At 68.7% G+C, this 16,445-nt stretch carries 15 protein-coding genes, 1 tRNA gene, 1 pseudogene and 1 riboswitch; of the genes and pseudogenes, 10 read left to right on the forward strand and 7 right to left on the reverse strand.

The window, feature by feature from the left end; all coding sequences use genetic code 11:
- Positions 1-133: 133 nt before the first annotated feature.
- A tRNA-Thr gene (locus Q8O26_RS01610) sits at positions 134-208 on the reverse strand.
- Between the two features lie 285 nt (positions 209-493).
- Here Q8O26_RS01610 and Q8O26_RS01615 point away from each other — a divergent pair.
- The 7 genes from Q8O26_RS01615 to Q8O26_RS01645 all read left to right on the forward strand — a co-directional run bounded on the left by Q8O26_RS01615 (position 494) and on the right by Q8O26_RS01645 (position 8,386).
- Positions 494-1,720, forward strand: coding sequence for a DUF2778 domain-containing protein (locus Q8O26_RS01615; RefSeq protein WP_305572822.1), 1,227 nt, complete (start codon positions 494-496; stop codon positions 1,718-1,720).
- Positions 1,721-1,866: 146 nt separating this feature from the next.
- Positions 1,867-2,847, forward strand: a complete 981-nt coding sequence (locus Q8O26_RS01620; protein ID WP_305572824.1) for an MBL fold metallo-hydrolase — start codon at positions 1,867-1,869, stop codon at positions 2,845-2,847.
- A gap of 103 nt (positions 2,848-2,950) precedes the next feature.
- Positions 2,951-3,166: riboswitch (cobalamin riboswitch) on the forward strand.
- A gap of 131 nt (positions 3,167-3,297) precedes the next feature.
- Positions 3,298-5,334, forward strand: a complete 2,037-nt coding sequence (locus Q8O26_RS01625) for a TonB-dependent siderophore receptor (protein WP_305572825.1) — start codon at positions 3,298-3,300, stop codon at positions 5,332-5,334.
- Positions 5,335-5,455: 121 nt separating this feature from the next.
- Complete coding sequence (locus tag Q8O26_RS01630) at positions 5,456-6,202, forward strand: SDR family oxidoreductase (RefSeq protein WP_305572827.1); 747 nt, start codon at positions 5,456-5,458, stop codon at positions 6,200-6,202.
- Positions 6,203-6,392: 190 nt separating this feature from the next.
- The gene (locus Q8O26_RS01635) at positions 6,393-7,175 is read left to right on the forward strand and encodes an NAD kinase (protein ID WP_305572829.1); all 783 of its coding nucleotides are present in this window, start codon (positions 6,393-6,395) and stop codon (positions 7,173-7,175) included.
- A gap of 61 nt (positions 7,176-7,236) precedes the next feature.
- Positions 7,237-7,782, forward strand: coding sequence for a response regulator (locus tag Q8O26_RS01640; RefSeq protein WP_099084394.1), 546 nt, complete (start codon positions 7,237-7,239; stop codon positions 7,780-7,782).
- A gap of 10 nt (positions 7,783-7,792) precedes the next feature.
- Positions 7,793-8,386 carry an Hpt domain-containing protein gene (locus tag Q8O26_RS01645; RefSeq protein ID WP_305572832.1) on the forward strand — a complete coding sequence of 198 codons (594 nt, stop codon included), beginning with the start codon at positions 7,793-7,795 and terminating at the stop codon, positions 8,384-8,386.
- A gap of 38 nt (positions 8,387-8,424) precedes the next feature.
- Here the strand turns inward: Q8O26_RS01645 and Q8O26_RS01650 are convergent, their stop codons facing one another.
- Both Q8O26_RS01650 and Q8O26_RS01655 read right to left on the reverse strand, forming a co-directional pair.
- Positions 8,425-9,615, reverse strand: coding sequence for a DUF2336 domain-containing protein (locus tag Q8O26_RS01650; protein WP_305572834.1), 1,191 nt, complete (start codon positions 9,613-9,615; stop codon positions 8,425-8,427).
- A gap of 129 nt (positions 9,616-9,744) precedes the next feature.
- The gene (locus Q8O26_RS01655) at positions 9,745-10,791 is read right to left on the reverse strand and encodes a lytic transglycosylase domain-containing protein (protein WP_305572836.1); all 1,047 of its coding nucleotides are present in this window, start codon (positions 10,789-10,791) and stop codon (positions 9,745-9,747) included.
- Between the two features lie 92 nt (positions 10,792-10,883).
- Between Q8O26_RS01655 and Q8O26_RS01660 the strand changes: the two genes are divergently transcribed.
- Together Q8O26_RS01660 and Q8O26_RS01665 are read left to right on the forward strand one after the other, a co-directional pair.
- On the forward strand, positions 10,884-11,378 hold the full coding sequence (locus Q8O26_RS01660; protein ID WP_305572837.1) for a MaoC family dehydratase: 495 nt from the start codon (positions 10,884-10,886) through the stop codon (positions 11,376-11,378).
- Positions 11,379-11,382: 4 nt separating this feature from the next.
- A complete protein-coding gene (locus Q8O26_RS01665) occupies positions 11,383-12,252 on the forward strand; it encodes a CoA ester lyase (protein WP_305572839.1) in 870 nt (289 codons plus the stop codon).
- Between the two features lie 271 nt (positions 12,253-12,523).
- On the opposite strand, the gene proB is transcribed toward Q8O26_RS01665, so the two are convergent.
- Complete coding sequence (proB, locus tag Q8O26_RS01670) at positions 12,524-13,660, reverse strand: glutamate 5-kinase (RefSeq protein WP_305572840.1); 1,137 nt, start codon at positions 13,658-13,660, stop codon at positions 12,524-12,526.
- 140 nt (positions 13,661-13,800) lie between these two features.
- Positions 13,801-14,895: a BMP family ABC transporter substrate-binding protein gene (locus Q8O26_RS01675; RefSeq protein WP_371134416.1), complete on the reverse strand. Its 1,095-nt coding sequence runs from the start codon at positions 14,893-14,895 to the stop codon at positions 13,801-13,803.
- 206 nt (positions 14,896-15,101) lie between these two features.
- Here Q8O26_RS01675 and Q8O26_RS01680 point away from each other — a divergent pair.
- Positions 15,102-15,200, forward strand: a pseudogene (locus Q8O26_RS01680) (two pore domain potassium channel family protein); the annotation flags it as partial.
- 26 nt (positions 15,201-15,226) lie between these two features.
- Here Q8O26_RS01680 and Q8O26_RS01685 read toward each other — a convergent pair.
- A complete protein-coding gene (locus tag Q8O26_RS01685) occupies positions 15,227-15,856 on the reverse strand; it encodes a flavin reductase family protein (RefSeq protein WP_305572842.1) in 630 nt (209 codons plus the stop codon).
- A 12-nt stretch (positions 15,857-15,868) separates the two neighbouring features.
- Entirely contained in the window at positions 15,869-16,441 is a 573-nt protein-coding gene (locus Q8O26_RS01690; protein WP_305572844.1) for a nitroreductase, read from the reverse strand.
- Positions 16,442-16,445 lie beyond the last annotated feature (4 nt).

The following is a 16,445-nucleotide window of genomic DNA, read 5'->3' on the forward strand; positions in this document are numbered from 1 at the left end:
CCGACTTCGCGAGAAGGCCAAACCTTCTAAGGCTTTCATCTGTTGCCCCCTACGCGTCCCAACCTTTGCGGACTGTGACGCCCTAACGCATGGGCTAAGATAATTCAGCCAACCGCCCAAGACGACGGGAAACTGGTGCCGGCGGAGAGGATCGAACTCCCGACCTTCGGTTTACAAAACCGCTGCACTACCGCTGTGCTACGCCGGCAAGGGAGGCGTCGCCATGACGCCGCCCTTCGCGCCTTCTAGCGCCAAGGCGCGCCAATTTCAAATCGCCCGCCGGGCGCGCCGACGGGTGTCCGCCGGTGCCGAAACCGCCGGCTTCACGTGCAATTAACCAATCCCGCGCCTTATGGTCGCCCAAGTTCTTTGGCTCATGCTTCCGGATCGTTCGGTCGGTTGGCCTGCGCCGCGCCCCCCGGGGTTGCGCGAGACAGGCCTGTCGGCACATCTTCGGGGGACCATGTGCCCAGGCGTTTCGAGGCCCCTGCGTATGCGTGACCTGACCCGCGACCCTTCCGGCAGACAAGCCGACCGCGTCAAGCAGGGCGGGCAGCGTTTCCCGTGGCTGACGGTGCTCGCCCTGTCCGCCGGCGTCGCAGGCCTCGCTACCCTCTCGTTGCGCGACGACAAGGGCGATGTCGCCAAGGCGGCGATCGCAACGATCGAAACCGCCGGCCTCGCCGACCCCCGCCCGGCTTTCGCCGCCCTCGGCTCCTTCGCGCCGCTCCTCGATCCGTCACTGTCGCTCGGCGGCAAGCCGGCGACACTGGCGCAGAACCCGCCCCTCTCCGGCCATTGGCAGCCCGCCGCTCCCGCCGCCATCGCACGGGCGACCGTGCCCGAGCCGGGGCTGCCGAACGTCGTCGTCCTCGCCAGCCTGCCTGGCCGCGACACGGGTCTTCCCGCGGTCAGCAGCCTGATCCAGCCGGCACCGCTGCCGCCGGCCCGGCCTGACCCGCAGGGCGCCATCTCGCTCGACGGGCCGGACACGACCATGGTCGCGCCGCTGCCGCCGCGCCGGCCCGCCCTGGCGCCCGCCAACGGCGCGCCGGAGACACCGCGCACCGCCGCCCGGCGCGGGGAGCGCGAGACGGCCGTCGCCCCGGCTGCCCAGCCCGACGGGCGCAATTTCTTCGAACGCATCTTCGGCCCTCGCCGCGAGGCCGATGGCCCGCAGCTCGCCTATGCCCCGTCCAGCGGCGGCGCCGTGGACAGCGGCACCGGTGGCGGTTCGTTCGGCAGCAATCTCGGCCTGAGCTTCCCGGGCCTGTCGGCCCCGAAGCCGCCGATGGGCCTCGCGATCTACGATATCGGCTCGCGCATGGTCTATCTGCCCAACGGCGAGCGGCTGGAGGCGCAGTCCGGTCTCGGCGAGATGCGCAACGACGTGCGCTATGCCCATGTGCGGATGCGCGGCCCGACACCGCCCCATACCTATGACCTCGTCGAACGCGAGGCGCTGTTCCACGGCGTGCGCGCCATCCGCCTCCAACCGGTCGGCGGCAGCCAGGCGATCCACGGCCGCGCCGGCCTCCTCGCCCACACCTACCTGCTCGGCCCCAGCGGTGATTCCAACGGCTGCATCTCGATCAAGGACTATGACCGCTTCCTGCAGGCCTATCTGCGCGGCGAGATCCGCCGGCTGATCGTCGTCAGGACACGGTCCGAGGCCGTTCAGGCGGTGGCACGGGCCAACGTCCAGGTCTCCCAGCGCTGACCGTTTCGCGGGCAGAACCGGCGGCCTGAAGCAGGCGGTCACATTGATGTGACAAGGGCTGGACGCCTGCGACATTCTGGCGAAGTAATCTCGGGCGCATGACAGCTGCCGTACCTGTCGTCTGTCCCGCCGCCGGAGGAATTCCCATGACAAAAATCGACCGCCGCACCGCCCTCGCCGCGAGCGCCGCGACTCTCGCCGCACCTGCCTTCCTGACCGCCTCGACCGTGCCGCTCTTCGCCCAGGCCGCCGCTGCCGCGGCCCAGGCGCCCGGGTTCTACAAGTACAAGGTCGGCGACATCACGGTCACAGCCATCAATGACGGCTTCTTCGCCCGCCCGATCGAAGGCTTTGTCCGCAATGCCGAGCTGCCCGCCGTCCAGGCGGCGCTCGGCGCCGCCTTCCTGCCGACCAATGCCGTGCCGATCCCCTTCAACACCCTGGTGGTCGAGAGCGGCGGACGTCTCGTCCTGCTCGACACCGGCAACGGCAATACCGGCGCCCCGACCTCCGGAACCTGGATGGCGAATTTCCGGGCCGCCGGCTTCGATCCGGCCAATGTCAATGCGGTGGTCATCAGCCATTTCCACGGCGACCACATCAACGGCCTCCGCCTGCGGGACGGCACCGCCGTGTTCCCCAATGCCGAGATCTCCGTGCCGGCCCCGGAATGGGCCTTCTGGATGTCGGACGAGCGTATGAACGCCGCCCCCGAGGCGATGCGCGGCGGCTTCCAGAACGCCCGCCGTGTCTTCTCGCCGATCGCGGCCAACGTGAAGCGCTACGAGCCGGGCGCCGAAGTCGCCCCGGGCATCACGTCGGTGGCGGCTTTCGGCCATTCACCGGGCCATACGGTCTTCGTCGTCGCCTCCGGCACGGCCAAGCTGATCTACATGGCGGACACCAGCAACCACCCCGCCCTCTTCGTGCGCAATCCCGACTGGTCGGCGGTGTTCGACATGGACGCCGATGCGGCGCGGGCAACCCGCCGCCGCCTGCTCGACATGGCCGCCAGCGAGAAGAGCCGCGTTCATTTCTATCACGCGCCCTTCCCCGCCAACGGCTTCATCGCCAAGGACGGCAACGGCTTCCAGCTCGTTCCGGCCCAGTGGACGCCATCGATCTGACCTCGGTTATCCACACCAGACCTCAAGAGGCCCGCCCCAAAGGCGGGCCTCTTTCGTTCGGGAGGTCCTCGCCTTCCTTGACAGCGCGCGCCGTGACGGCGCATTCATGAGGCTTCGCGACGGCGGCCGTTCCTCTTCGGAGCGGCCACGGGAATGCGGTGAGTGGCGGGCCGAAAGGCTCTCCGCAAGGCCGCAGCTGCCCCCGCAACTGTAAGCGGCGAGCCCTTCCCCAGATGCCACTGAGGCCGCAAGCCTCGGGAAGGCGGGACCGGGCGACGACCCGCGAGCCAGGAGACCGGCCGCCGCGACGTCACTGTCCGACCGTGCGGGATGGCGCGTTCGGGAGCGGTTCGTCCCGCTTGATCCGTGACACCGAATGTCGCGGATTCCTTCCATGCCCTGCCGGGCTGGCGGCTCCGCGACCCACGTGGTCCCGAGCGGAGTTCCGCCATGTCGTCTTCATCCCGTCCCTCTGCGTTCCAGCGCGGTCTGCGCTCCGGCGTCCTCGCCGCCGGCGCCATCGCCTTCACCCTGCCCGCCACGGCTCAGCAACGGCCGGCGGAACTGCCGGAAATCACCGTCTTCGGCGCCAGCAACGTGCCGCTGGAGGCTCCGCGCGTCGGCGCCTCGGTGAGCGTCGTCACCGCCGAGGACATCGCCAACCAGGGCGCCGCTTCGGTCCCCGATGTTCTCAGGCTCGTGCCCGGCATCGCGATCAGCCAGTCCGGCGGGCGCGGCGGCCTCACCCAGACCCGCGTGCGCGGGGCCGAAGCGAACCAGGTCCTCGTCGTCGTCGACGGCATTCCGATCAACGACGTCAATTCCGGCGATGCCGACCTCGCCAATGTCCCCGTGGACAGCATCGCCCGCATTGAGGTCGTGCGTGGTCCGCAATCCGGCATCTGGGGGCCGAACGCCCAGGCCGGCGTCATCATCATCACCACCAAGTCCGGCCGCGGCCTGACCAGGCCCGAAGTGACGGCGCGGATCGAGGGCGGTTCCTTCGGCACGATCCAGGGCTCGGCCATGGTGCGCGGGGCGCAGGGGCCGTTCTACGGCGCCCTGTCGATCTCCGGCCTCAGGTCCGGCGGCTTCGTCGTCGCGCCCGGCACGATACGTCCCAATGGCTCCGACATGGGCTCCTTCACCGCCAGGATCGGTGCCGACTTCACCGACTGGCTCAATGTCGAGGGCGTCCTGCGCATGGTCAGCCGCGGCGGTTTTTACAACCCGTCCAACACGGCCTTCGGCCCGGGCTTCGCTACCGATCCGCGCTATGGCTTCCTCGCCGACGGCACCGGCCGCAACACCGCCAACGACCTGCAGGGACGCATCGTCGCCAATGTGAAGCTGCTCGACGGCGCCTGGACGCACCGCTTCTCGGCGGACGCCTCGCAGCAATCGACCAATGCCCGCGACAGCTATGCCTCGGCCTTCGGCTTCCTCGAGAGCCAGGGCTTCTGGTCGCGGACCCAGCGCACCCGCGCCGACTACCGCACCGCCTATACGTTTGAGACGCCCGGCCTGCTCGGCGCCCGCCACACCCTCGTCGGCGGCGCCGATATCAGCCGCGAACATTTCCGCTACTATTACGAGAGCGACGGCTTCTTCGGTCCCTTCGTCAACGACAGCTACGCCACCGCCGGGCGGGCGCGCGAACGCAAGGGTCTCTACGGCGAATATCTCGTCAGCCTGCCGACCGGCCTGTCGGTCTCCGCGGCGCTGCGTCAGGACTGGAACTCGAGCTTCCGCAATGCGCTGACCTGGCGGCTGACCGCCGCGCAAACCTTTTCGACCGGCACAAGGCTGCATGGCTCTGTCGGCAAGGGCGTGACCAATCCGACCTTCTTCGAGCTCTACGGATTCTTCGCCAATTTCGCCGGCAATCCGACGCTCCGGCCGGAGCATTCGATCGGCTGGGATGCCGGTATCGAGCAGCGCTGGATGGGCGGCCGTCTCATCACCGACCTGACCTATTTCCGCGCCAGCGTCCGCGACGCCATCGTCCAGTCGGCGGGCACAGCGATCAACCTGCCCTTCGAGACGAGCCGTCAGGGCATCGAGGCCTCGGTCACGGCGCGACCGACGGACTGGCTCTCCATCACCGGTTCCTACACCTATACCGACACGCGCTCGGCCGAACGCGTCGGCGGCGTCTTCGTCGCCAAGGAGGCGCTGCGCCGCCCCCGCCATGCGGCGAGCCTGTCGGCGGTGGCGACGCTGCCCGACGACAAGACCAAGGTGACGCTGACCCTCGCCCATAACGGTTCGATGCGCGACACGTTCTTCGGCCCGCTCGGCGCGAACGACGTCCGCCTCGGCGCCTATACGCTGATCGGCGCGCAGATCTCGCACGACCTGACCCGCGCCGCGACCATCTATGTCCGGGGCGAGAACGTCTTCGGCCAGCGCTACCAGGAGGTCTTCGGCTATCAGGGGTCGAGCGCGGCCGTCTATGCCGGCATGCGGGTGCGGCTCGGCGAATAGACCGGATCTAAACCGTTTCGCATCGCAGCCTTGCCGCGCGGTGGTCGACAGCCGCGCGGCTTTCAGCCAGTCTCCGACCGCAATGAGCGGGCCGCAGTGTCCGCCGCATCGGGAGGATGACATGTCGCAGCGGATCGCAATCGTCACGGGCGCCGGATCGGGCATCGGCCGGGCCTCGGCTCTGGGCCTTGCCAAGGCCGGCTATGCTGTGGCGGTCGCCGGACGGCGCAGGGACGAACTGGAGAAGACGGTGGCCATGGCCGCCGGCGCCACTGTCATCGCCGTGCCGACCGACGTGTCGGACGAGGCTTCCGTCGCCGCCCTGTTCCAGACGGTCAAGGACCGCTTCGGCCGCCTCGACGTGCTGTTCAACAATGCCGGCATGGGCGCCCCGGCCATTCCCCTGGACCAGCTCTCCCTTGCCCAGTGGAAACAGGTCGTCGACGTCAACCTGACGGGCTCTTTCCTCTGCGCCCGCGCCGCCATGGCGATGATGCGCGCGCAGGACCCCAAGGGCGGCCGCATCATCAACAACGGCTCGATCTCGGCCTATGCGCCGCGGCCCTATTCGGCGCCCTATACGGCCACCAAGCACGCCGTGCTCGGCCTCACCAAGGCGATCTCGCTGGACGGGCGCGCCGACCACATCTCGTGCTCGCAGATCGACGTCGGCAATGCCGCCACCGAAATGACCGAACGGATGACGAACGGCGTACTGCAGGCCGACTTCTCGGTGAAGGTCGAACCGCGCATGGACGTGCGCCATGTCGCAGAGGCGGTCGTCCACATCGCCAACCTGCCGCTCGACGTGAACATCCTGACCATGACGGTGATGGCCAACGACATGCCCTTCGTCGGCCGCGGCTGACGATCGCGCGGAGACACAGCCCGCGACCTCCTCTCCCCGTTGAAGGGAGCGGGAGGTGATCGCGGCCCGCGCGGTCGGAGCCCGGGGCGCGGCGCCTCGACAAGGTTCGCCGCCGTCGATAGACCAGACCACCGTCGCCCGGCGTTTCGGCCAGCGTCCTCGTCGTCTCCGTTCCGATCGGTCGCCCGTCATGCCGGATCATCGACCCGACCCGAAGAAGATCGCCTTCGTCGCCTCGCCGGCGGCCGAAGCGCAGGAGGCCTATAGGCGTCTGACGGCGCGCTACGGCAGCGTGCCGGGCGACGAGGCCGAGGTGGTCGTGGCTCTCGGCGGCGACGGCCTCATGCTGCAGACGCTGCACAAGTACATCTCCACCGGCAAGCCGATCTACGGGATGAACCGCGGGTCGGTCGGCTTCCTGATGAACGAATATGCCGAGGACGGCCTCGTCGAGCGGATCTGGAATTCGGAACGCTCGGTGATCCATCCGCTGATCATGACGACGGTGGACATCCACGGAGAAAGGCAGGATGCGCTGGCGATCAACGAGGTCTCGCTGCTGCGCCAGACCTCCCAGGTGGCCAAGCTGCGCATCAGCGTCGACGGCAATGCGCGCATGGACGAACTCATTGCCGACGGCGTGCTGATCGCGACGCCGGCAGGTTCGACAGCCTACAACCTCTCGGCCAACGGCCCGATCCTGCCGTTGAACGCGCCGCTGCTGGCACTGACGCCGATCTCGCCGTTCCGCCCCCGCCGCTGGCGCGGCGCGCTGCTGCCGCACCGGGTGGCGATGACGATCGAGGTGCTGGAATCGGCCAAGCGTCCGGTCAGCGCCACGGCCGACCACCATGAGGTGCGCGACGTCGCCACGGTGTCGGTCGGGATGGATCATTCGCGGTCGATGATCCTGCTGCACGACCCCGGCCATTCCCTGGACGAGCGGATCCTGCGCGAACAGTTCGGCGCCTGAGGCGACCGCCTGCCATCAGCCTTAACGCTTCGCTAACGCCCGCCCGCTAATGTTGCTGGCGATGATCCGCATCGACTTCAACAGGCTGCGATTCCTCGTTATCGACGATAACGCGCATATGCGCCGGATCGTGCGAACCCTTCTGCACGGCTTCGGCGCCCGCGAGGTCTACGAGGCGGAAGACGGGGCGGCCGGCCTCGAGGCCTTCACCCACTACATGCCCGACATTGTCATTACCGACTGGTCGATGCCGATCTTCGACGGCCTGGAACTGACCAGCATGATCCGCCAGCCGGGGGCCAATGCGAACCCCTATGTCGCCATCATCATGCTGACCGGACATTCGGAAAAGAAGCGGGTGCTGGAATCGCGCGATGCCGGCGTGACCGAGTTTCTCGCCAAGCCGATCTCGGCCAAGGCGCTGTACCAGCGCATCCTTAACGTGGTCGTGAACCCGCGCCCGTTCATCAAAACCAAAACTTTTTTCGGCCCGGACCGCCGTCGCAACCACGGTTCGAGTTATGTTGGCCCCGAGCGCCGCAAGGGCGAAAAGGCCGAAATGATCAAAGTCCAGCCGCTGCTGGACAAGACCAAGAGCTCGATGTGAGGAGGGCGGCATGACGAAAACACCAACGAAAAGCCCGGCCCGCATCGGCGCCAAGGGCGGCCTCGACGAGGCCAGCGTCTCGGCCTTCGCCGACCACGAGATCGTCACGCCGAAGCGCAACCTGAAGGGCTATGGCCGCAAGGCGAAAATCAAGGTCGACGAGTTCGGCTTCGACATGGAGGCGATCGAACGCGCCGAGGCGGCGCTCGCCGATCTCTCGTCCGAATTCGAAGACTGGATGGCGAAAGAAGTCGACCGGCTGACGCGGGCGCGCGACGTCCTGGCGGCCGAGGGCGTTCACGCCGGGTCGCGGGCGACCATCTACATCGCCTCCCACGACATCAAGGGCGAGGCGGCGACCTTCGGCTATCCTCTCGCCGGACGGGTGGCGGAAAGCCTCTGCCACCTCCTCGACGGCATCGCCGACGATGACCGCGTGCCGGCTGATCTCGTGGTGCAGCATGCCGATGCGATCCGCGCCATCGTGCGCGAGAACGCCAAGGGCATGGACCATCCGCTGGCGGTGGCGCTGTCGGAGCGGCTCGGCGAAGCGACGACGCAGATGCTCGTCACCATCAACGGCGCCCCCTCCATCGCGCCCTGAGGCCCCTGCCCGGCCGCCCCGATGAGGCTGGCCCGGCCTCAGGCCGCAGCCACCATGGGGAAGTCCACAGCATCGTCGTCCAGCGCCTCGTTGCCGGCGATGAGGTCGCGGGTGAAGGCGCGGGCCTCGTCGCGGGCCGCCTCCGCCGCGAAGCGGCGGAGCTGGGCGAGAAGCTGGTCGAGATCGCCGTCGGCCAGCGGCGCATAGGCCGTCAGGACGCGCTCGACCATGCGTCGGCGCAGCTGTGGGTGGCCGCCGCGCTGGGCGCTGCCGCCGTCCTCGTGCCAGGCGTCGAGCGCGGCGCGGAAGGCCTGCCAGGTCGAAGCCGGCAGGCCCGCCCTGTCATAGAGGGCGCGGAAGCCGGCGCCGCGGCGGTCGTGGACGAGGCCGGAGGCCTGGCGGAGCGACAGGCCGGCGAGTTCGGCGAGAGACTCCTCGAACAGCCGGACATTGCCCGACAGCAGCGCCCGCAACACGAGCCCGGTGGAGAGCTGGCCGGACTGGCGCAGGTGACGCACGAGCGGGCTCAGCCCGTCGCTGCGGCAGGCGGCGGCAATGGCGACGGTGGCCTTGTCGGAGGCTTCGCGGGCGATGCGGTTGGCGCGATCCTCGGGCAGCCAGGCGCGGCCGGCGACGAAGGCCGACAGGGCCGAGGAAAGCTTGACCACGAGAGCCTGGCGCGCGCCGGGCGAGAGGTCTGCGCGGGCGAAGAGCGCCTCGCGGATGTCCGGGTCCTCGCCGAAGCGCTCAATGATGCGGTCGATGGAGAAGGCCGGCACGTCGGCGGTGTCGAGCGCGACAACGGCGAGGCAGGCCTCGATGCACCCGACCTCGGCGATGGCGGCCGCCACCGGTGCCGGCACATGATCGCGGCGGGACACGGCATATTGCACCTGCGGCTCGCCACCGCCGACGAGATCGACGAGTTCGGCGTCGAACAGCAACGGCGAATGGCGGGCGATGATGGCGGCGATTTCAGGCTGGTCCTGCAGGAGACCGACGACGACGGTGTGCGGCGCCTCCTCGGAGGTGGCCAGCGCATCGGCCAGAGCCCGGCGGACGAGCGGCGATGGATCGTCCATCAGCATGATCATGGCCGCCTCGACCGCCGCCCTGTCATTCCCCGTCAGCTCGGAATGAAGGTAGGCGCGGGCCAGCGCCGAGGTCGCATCAGCCCGGTCGCCGGCAGCAGCCGTCTGGATCCAACGCAGGAAGTGACGAACGATCATCGGGCGCGCCTGAACCGAGGCAAGAGACTGGGAAAGCAGGAGCTTTTGCTCCTGTCTGAAAGCTTAGCCCCACCCCGCTTAACAAAGCGTTCACCATGGAATTTAGGGGACTGTTAGGCCGCGGCGATGCTAGCGGCGCACATCCGGGCGCAGGAAGCTGGCGAGGTCGAGCGGCTGGGGACGGCGCGATGTCTGGACCTCGACCGGGATGAACGGACCGCCCATCGCCGAACGCGGCCCGGCCGGAGCCGAAGTGGCGGCGGCGGCCGCGGGCGCCGACGACAGGGCCGTCGGAAGATTGACCTGGCGGGCGGCAGTGGCCGCATCGCGGCCGAGCGAGGTCCAGGTCGCCGCCACGAAGGCGTTGATCGGCCCGTTGCCGCCGGAGAACAGCGAGTGGAACGGCCGCGTCGGATCGGCATTGATGCGCGGGATCGCCGACCAGGGACCCGCCTGCTCCTGGGCGCTGGTCGCCGCCGCGAGGGTCGTCGTACCGGTGCCGGTCGAAGCCGGAGGCGTACCGGCGACCGCGGTGGACTGACCCGAGGCCAGCACCTGATAGACCTCGGCCACGGTCCGCGGGCGGCCCTGGTCGAAGAAGATGCGGCGGTTGGCGCCAGCCGCGTCGGGGAACATCAGAGCGGCGCTCGCCTGCGGGTTGGACTGGTGGGCGTTGATCAACCGCGCCGCACCGCCCGAGCCGAGGAAATGGGCCATATAGAGCTCGCCCTCGGTCGGGTTGCGGCCGGTGGCGCCGCGCAGTTCGGCGGCATTGCGGTTGGTGAAGGCGCCTGCCATCAGCGCGGCGACGGAGGGGTCGTCACGCAGCGCGAGGATCTGCTGGCGCGCCGCCGGGTCGGCGACGGTCGGGCGGCCGCTGGCGTCGCGGCCGATCTGCTCGGCGAAGCGTCCGAGCCCGAGATTGCGACCCTCCTCGCGCACCATGGTGAGCCAGGTCGAATCGATGAATTGGTAGAGCCCGCGGGCGCTGGAGGTCGAGGCCTGGGCGGTCGGCTGCAGGCTCGATTCGCGGCGGGCCGTGCGCAGGAGATAGTCGAAGCCGGCGCCGGTCTTCTCCGCCGCAGCCTGGATGGCGGAGACCACACGGTTCACGCCGGCCTCGGCCGCCGTGTTGGGGCGGCTCTGCGGTTCGGCGGATGAGCGGAATAGAAACATCTCGGCTATGTCCCCTGTCGGGAGGCGTCACCGGGCAGCGTCCTCCATTATGGTAAACGAATTCGTAACGACATGACCCAAGGGGATGCCTCATGACGGCCACGACCCTCATCACCGACGACAGGCGCCATCCGCGCGGCGGCATCTACTTTGACGATTTCGCGGTCGGGCAGCTCATCCGGCACCGCATCACCCGCTCGGTCACGCAAATGGATAACGTGCTGTTCTCGACGCTGACCATGAATCCGCAGCCGTTGCATATCGACCGGCAGTTCGCGGAAGCCTCCGAATGGGGCCAGCCGCTGATGAACTCGCTGTTCACCCTGGGGCTGCTGATCGGCATTTCCGTGCCGGACACGACCAACGGCACGCTCTTCGCCAATCTCGGCATGACCGACGTCAAGTTCCCCCATCCGCTCTTCGAGAACGACACGATCCATTGCGAAAGCACGGTGACGGCGACCCGCGAATCGAAATCGCGTCCGACCATGGGCGTCGTCGAATTCCATCACCGCGCCTTCAACCAGCACGACAAGCTGGTGGCGGAATGCACACGGCAGTCCCTGGTTCTGAAGCGCGGGGCGTGAGGCCATGCGTTCGCTGCTGTTCGTGCCGGCCGATTCGGAGAAGAAGCTCGCCAGGGGGCTGGAGAGCGGAGCCGACACGCTGATCCTCGACCTCGAGGATTCGGTCGCCGCTTCCAACAAGCCGCTCGCCCGCGAGACGGCGCGGGCCTTCCTCGCGGCGCAGGGTCCGACGAAGCAGCGCCCGCGTCTCATGGTGCGTGTCAATGCGCTCGACAGCGGGCTGACCGACGCCGATCTCGATGCTGTCGTCGCGGCGAGGCCCGACGCCATCATGCTGCCGAAGTCCGAATCGGGACGCGACGTCGCCCATCTCGACGCCAAGCTCACGGCGCGCGAGGCACTGGCCGGCCTGCCCGAAGGCGGCATCACCATCACGGTCGTGGCGACCGAGACGGCGAAGGCGATCTTCACCCTTGGCACCTATCAGGGCGCCAGCCACCGTCTCACCGGCCTGACCTGGGGCGCGGAGGACCTCTCGGCCGATATCGGCGCCGAGACCAATCGCGCCGCAGACGGCCGCCACACCGAGCCGTTCCGCCTCGCCCGCGCGCTGTGCCTGATGGGGGCCGTCGCCGCCGGGGCGCAGCCTATCGACACGGTCTTCCCCGCCTTCCGCGATATCGACGGTCTCAGGCGCGAATGCGAGGAGGCGCGCCGTGACGGGTTCACCGCCAAGATGGCGATCCATCCGGCGCAGGTGCCGGTGATCAATGCCGTCTTCACCCCGACCGACGAGGCCATCGCCGCGGCACAGGCGGTGGTCGCCGCCTTCGCAGCGCAGCCGACGGCGGGCGTGGTCAATATCGGCGGCGAGATGTTCGACCGGCCGCATCTGACGCGGGCGGAACGGCTGCTGAAACGCGCCGGGCGGTAGGAAAAGGGGCCACCCTCGCGGAGGGAGCGATCTGCACGCCGCCAGTGCGTCCTTCGAGGCTCGGCTGTCGCCTCGCACCTCAGGATGAGGAAGGCCGTGGATTGCACGTTTGAAGACGAGCGGAACGGTAGAGCCTCGGCCGGCGCCGATGCCATTCACCAACCCGCCTCATCCTGAGGTGCGAGCCATCCGCGATGCGTCAGCATCGTCCGATGGCGAGCCTCGAAGGACGCACTCCGCTGATGCAGGGCAAGGCGCAAAACGCCTCGCCCTACTCCACCGCGAGCACCAGATCGTCGCGATGGATCATCTCGGAGCGGCCCTTGTAACCGAGCACGGCCTCGATCGCCCCGGAGCTCTTGCCGATGATCTGCACCGCCGCCACCGCGTCATAGGCGACGAGGCCGCGGCCTACCTCGGCGCCGTCGGGGCCGCGGACCACGACGCAGTCGCCGCGCTCGAAGACACCATCGACCCGGGCGACGCCAGCCGGCAGCAGGCTGCGCCCGAGGCGCAGGGCCCCGACCGCTCCCGCATCCAGCCAGAGCACGCCGCGCGGCTCCAGCGAGCCGGCGATCCATTTCTTGCGGCTGGTGACCGGATGGGTCGGGGTGAGGAACCAGGTGCAGGGCCCGCCACCCTCGATGCGCGCCAGTGGCGCGTCGTACTTGCCGGAGGCGATGACCATGGTGGTGCCGGCGGTGGTGGCGATCTTGCCGGCCTCGACCTTGGTGGTCATGCCGCCGCGCGAGAATTCGGAGGCCGCCCCGCCGGCCATCGCCTCGATCTCCGGCGTGATACGCGGGACGACCGGGATCAGCACCGCGGAGGGATCCTTCTGCGGTGGAGCGGTATAGAGGCCGTCGATGTCGGAGAGGAGCACGAGGCAGTCGGCGCCCACCATGGTGGCGACGCGGGCGGCCAGACGGTCATTGTCGCCGTAGCGGATCTCGTCGGTCGCCACCGTGTCGTTCTCGTTGACCACGGGCACGGCACGTACCGCGAAGAGCGTTTCCATCGTGTTGCGGGCATTGAGGTAGCGGCGGCGCTCCTCGGTGTCGTGGAGGGTGACGAGGATCTGCCCGGCGACGATGCCATGGCGGCCGAGAACCTCCGACCAGGCGCGGGCGAGCGCGATCTGGCCGACCGAGGCCGCCGCCTGGCTCTTCTCGAGCTCCAGCGGACCCTTCGGCAGTTTCAGGATGGTGCGACCGAGGGCGATGGCGCCGGAGGAGACGACGAGGATGTCGGCGCCACGGGCGGCGTGGCGGGCGATGTCGGCGCCGAGCGTCTCCAGCCAGGACTGCCGCAGCGCGCCCTTCTCGCCGTCGACGAGCAGCGACGACCCGACCTTCACGACGATGCGGCGGAAGGCGGCGAGCGCGGGCGTTGCGGCGGGAATGGACATGGGACCGGAGACGCGAGACCCGCCGCAGGCTGCGGCGGGTCCGGGTTCTTAGACGACGAGGGCGGGGAGAGGCAAATCCCGCAGAGGTCGGCCTCTCCCCACCGGGAAGAGATGAAGGGGAAGACGCCGCGAGAGCCCGCTCAGTTGCCGGTCGGCACCCGCTCCTCGATCCCGCGGATGTAGAAGTTCATGCCGAGGATCTGCTGGTCGGTCAGGACACCGTTGCCGCCGCACTCCACCGTCTGGCCGTCCTGGCGCACGACCGGGCAACGGAAGGGATGCAGCGTGCCGGCCTTGATGGCAGCCTCGGTGGCCTCCGCCATGGCCTTCACGTCCGGCGGCATGTTCGTGTAGGGCGCCATCTGGACCATGCCGGTGTTCAACCCGCCCCAGACGTCGCCGGAGGTCCAGCGACCGTCCAGCATGGCCTGCACCCGCTGGATGTAATAGGGGCCCCAGTCGGCGACGATCGCGGTGAGCTGCGCCTTGCCGCCGAAACGGATCATGTCGGAGTTCTGGCCGAAGGCGAAGATGCCGCGCTGTTCGGCGATCTGCATGGCGGCGGGGGAATCGGTGTGCTGGGCGATGATGTCGGCGCCCTGGTCGGCGAGCGCCCTGGCGGCATCGGCCTCCCGGCCGGGATCGAACCAGGCATTGGCCCAGACGATGCGGATCTTCATGTCGGGGCGGACCGACTGGGCGCCGAGCATGAAGGAATTGATGCCGGAGAGCACTTCGGGGATCGGGAAGGCGCCGATATAGCCGATCGTACCGGTCTTCGACATGCGTGCGGCGATCTGGCCGAGAATGTAGCGGCCCTCGTAGAAGCGGCCGGCATAGGTGGCGAGGTTGGCGGCGCGCTTGAAACCGGTGGCGTGCTCGAAGCGCACGTTGGGATGACGGCGGGCGACGCGCTCGGTAGGGTCCATGAAGCCGAACGAGGTCGTGAAGATGAGCCGGTGGCCGGTGCGGGCGAGCTGCTCGATGACCCGCTCGGCGTCGGCGCTGGCCACACGCTCGACGAAGGTCGTCTCGACCCTGTTGCCGAAATGGCGCTCCACCGCCTGGCGGCCGATGTCGTGCTGATAGGTCCAGCCGTGGTCGCCGACCGGGCCGACATAGACGAAGCCGATCTTCAGGCGCTCCTGGGCCATGGCGATGCCGGCGCTGAAGGTGGCGCCGATGGCGGCGAGTGCGACTGCGAACAAGGCCCTGCGATTGATCCGTCGATGCATGAAGACGCCCCTTGCGACCATGGCCCCTCCGGCCAAGAAGACGGAATGGTGACGCGGCCTGTTGCAGCGATCAAGTCTTTCGGGCGACATGCGACGAAACGGCTCGCGGGGCTTTGTCGCGCCACTGCCGGCCACAGCTGAAGACTCGCCGAGCGGCGACGTCACGCGGCCCGGTCTGGGGCGTGATGATGATCTGCGACATGACGCAGTTCCCCTGCCCCACCTGCGGCCTGCAGCGGCACGAGCCCGACGCCGTCCACTGCAAGGCCTGCGGAACGGTGCTGAACATCCCTAACGAGGACTGAGGGCGCCGTGCGGCGCCCTCGCCGGCTCAGCGGCGATCGTTGAAATTGCCGCCGCCGGGCGGGCGCGTCATCTTGAACATCTGCTCGGAGCCGACCTGGAAATACTGGTCGTAGCCGCCGCGCATGACCGGGTGCATGCGGCCCGTGTCGACGATGCCGTCCTTGATGAAATCGTCGTTGATGTAGATGCCGACGACCTGGCCGATCACGAGATTGTAGGTCGTCACGCCCTCCAGCGAGGTCAGCGGCACGGTCTGCAGCCACTTGCATTCGAGCGCAGCGGGCGAGGCCTTGACGCGGGGCGCCTTGACGTAGACCGAGGGCGCCGCCTCGATCCCGGCAAACTCCATCTCGTTCTCGCCGCGCGGCAGCGGCGCCGAGGTGGCGTTCATGGCGTCGCGGAGATCCCAGGAGACGAAGGAGCAGGTGAACTCGCCGGTTTCCTCGGCGAAGGCGAGGGCATCCTTGCGGCCGCCCGAGCCGAAGCAGACCATGTGCGGCTTGTCGGAAATGGCGTTGAAGAAGGAATAGGGCGAGCAGTTGACACGCCCGTCCTTGTCGATCGCGGTGATCCAGCCGATCGGGCGCGGCGAGACGATGGCCTTGAAGGGATCGAAGGGCAGACCGTGGTCGGCGGCGGTGACGTTGTAATGCATGGTCTTCAGCCCTCAGAGATGGGAGACGATGGCGGCCATGTCCGGACGCGGGCGGTCGTCCGCCTTCGCCTGGGGCGTGCCGATATGGACGAAGCCGGCGATCTTCTCCTCCGGCGCCAGACCGAGATGGTCGAGGACGCGGCGGTCATAGGCCGGCCATTCGGTGACCCAGTTGCCGCCGAAGCCATGGGCCGTCGCCGCATGGAGGAGGTTGAGGCAGACGGCGCCGGCCGACAGGATCTGTTCCCATTCGGGGATCTTCGGATGCGGCGCGGCACGCGCCACCACGGCGACGCAGAGAGGGGCGCGGGCGAAGCGGGCGCGGTCGATCTCGATCTTCTTGGCCTCAACCTCGGCATCGTCGGCGCGGACGAGGCGCTCGAGCACCGCGCCGAGGGCCTCGCCGGCGGCGCGGTCGATCACGATGAAGCGCCAGGGCGCCAGCTTGCCGTGATCGGGCACCCGCGCGGCCATCATCAACATCGCATCGAGGGTCGCCCCCTCCGGGCCCGGCGACTGCATCAGCGCGAAGGGCGTCGAACGGCGGGTCTTCAGGTGATCGACGAGAACGGATTCGACGGGCATGCTG

Origin of the sequence: Phreatobacter sp. (assembly GCF_030691135.1) — a bacterium.
Taxonomy (GTDB): domain Bacteria; phylum Pseudomonadota; class Alphaproteobacteria; order Rhizobiales; family Phreatobacteraceae; genus Phreatobacter.

Coding starts and splice junctions, on each gene's coding strand:
- Q8O26_RS01690 (WP_305572844.1), bottom strand. CDS start 16,441: ATGCCCGTCGAATCCGTTCTCGTCGATCACCTGAAGACCCGCCGTTCG.
- Q8O26_RS01615 (WP_305572822.1), top strand. CDS start 494: ATGCGTGACCTGACCCGCGACCCTTCCGGCAGACAAGCCGACCGCGTC.
- Q8O26_RS01620 (WP_305572824.1), top strand. CDS start 1,867: ATGACAAAAATCGACCGCCGCACCGCCCTCGCCGCGAGCGCCGCGACT.
- proB (WP_305572840.1), bottom strand. CDS start 13,660: ATGTCCATTCCCGCCGCAACGCCCGCGCTCGCCGCCTTCCGCCGCATC.
- Q8O26_RS01625 (WP_305572825.1), top strand. CDS start 3,298: ATGTCGTCTTCATCCCGTCCCTCTGCGTTCCAGCGCGGTCTGCGCTCC.
- Q8O26_RS01630 (WP_305572827.1), top strand. CDS start 5,456: ATGTCGCAGCGGATCGCAATCGTCACGGGCGCCGGATCGGGCATCGGC.
- Q8O26_RS01645 (WP_305572832.1), top strand. CDS start 7,793: ATGACGAAAACACCAACGAAAAGCCCGGCCCGCATCGGCGCCAAGGGC.
- Q8O26_RS01675 (WP_371134416.1), bottom strand. CDS start 14,895: ATGCATCGACGGATCAATCGCAGGGCCTTGTTCGCAGTCGCACTCGCC.
- Q8O26_RS01685 (WP_305572842.1), bottom strand. CDS start 15,856: ATGCATTACAACGTCACCGCCGCCGACCACGGTCTGCCCTTCGATCCC.
- Q8O26_RS01635 (WP_305572829.1), top strand. CDS start 6,393: ATGCCGGATCATCGACCCGACCCGAAGAAGATCGCCTTCGTCGCCTCG.
- Q8O26_RS01640 (WP_099084394.1), top strand. CDS start 7,237: ATGATCCGCATCGACTTCAACAGGCTGCGATTCCTCGTTATCGACGAT.
- Q8O26_RS01650 (WP_305572834.1), bottom strand. CDS start 9,615: ATGATCGTTCGTCACTTCCTGCGTTGGATCCAGACGGCTGCTGCCGGC.
- Q8O26_RS01655 (WP_305572836.1), bottom strand. CDS start 10,791: ATGTTTCTATTCCGCTCATCCGCCGAACCGCAGAGCCGCCCCAACACG.
- Q8O26_RS01665 (WP_305572839.1), top strand. CDS start 11,383: ATGCGTTCGCTGCTGTTCGTGCCGGCCGATTCGGAGAAGAAGCTCGCC.
- Q8O26_RS01660 (WP_305572837.1), top strand. CDS start 10,884: ATGACGGCCACGACCCTCATCACCGACGACAGGCGCCATCCGCGCGGC.